At 64.0% G+C, this 1002-nt stretch carries 1 protein-coding gene; it reads left to right on the top strand.

All coding sequences use genetic code 11. From position 1 onward, the window contains the following. Nucleotides 1-234: 234 nt before the first annotated feature. Nucleotides 235-978, top strand: a complete 744-nt coding sequence (locus EXE44_RS17070; RefSeq protein WP_137717985.1) for a pirin family protein — start codon at nt 235-237, stop codon at nt 976-978. Nucleotides 979-1002: the final 24 nt, after the last annotated feature.

The raw sequence follows: 1002 nt of genomic DNA on the forward strand, positions 1-1002 counted from the left end.
ATGGGGTTCCAGCGCGTCGTAATCGTACGGCAGCGGATCGAGTTCGTAGCTCATTGTTGCGTCCCAGTGTACTCGCGGCAGCGGTAAGAAGATTCTCTGTAGCGGATTCCAGTAAATTATCTGTTTTTTCAGTAGTACCCAAATAACGACCTTTTCAGGCTACTGAGCGAGATATCTAAAAATACAGTACAGAATTTGACTTTTTCTCGGTTCCGTAATCGTGATGCTTATCGGCTGTGGACGGCGCCCCTCCCGGGCCAGACCGTCCGCCACGGCACCGGGGTGAACTCGAACCGGGCCTTCCCGACCGAGGCGCACCCGCAACACCTCGACCCCTTCGTCCTCTTCGAGCGGTTCTACATCGAACCGGACCAGGGGTTCCCGATGCATCCGCACCGCGGATTCGAGATCGTCTCCTACATGATCGAGGGCGGCATGGACCACGAGGACAGCCTCGGAGTGACGAACACCGCTCGCGAGAACGAGGCGATGCACATCACGACCGGCGGCGGGATCCGGCACTCGGAGTTCCCGGCCGACGGCGCGGGCTGTAACGGACTTCAACTGTGGGTGAACCTCCCCCGCGAGGACAAGCAGATGGACCCGGACTACTCGGACGCCGCGGCCGACGACCTCCCGACCGAAGCGGTCGACGGCGCGACGGTCACCACGGTCGTCGGGGACGGGTCCCCGCTCTCGACGCACACGCCGCTGGAGTACCTCGACGTCGAGGTCACCGACTCGTGGCGCTGGTCGGTCCCGGACGGGTGGACCGGCTTCCTCTACGCCGTCGACGGAGTGGGGACGGTAGAGGTCGGGGAGACGAGCGACGGCGACGCGTTCACCGAAGGCGACGTGCTTCCGGTGACGGAGACTGAGACGGTCGGCGTCGCTACGGAGGACTCTCTCCGGGCGGTTGCGGTCTCGGGACGGCCACACGGGGAACCGATCGACCAGCGCGGCCCGTTCGTGCGCTAGGGTTCGACGACCCGCCGAGAGGGC

The organism is Halorubrum sp. SS7, assembly GCF_005435055.1.
GTDB classification, from domain to species: domain Archaea; phylum Halobacteriota; class Halobacteria; order Halobacteriales; family Haloferacaceae; genus Halorubrum; species Halorubrum salinarum.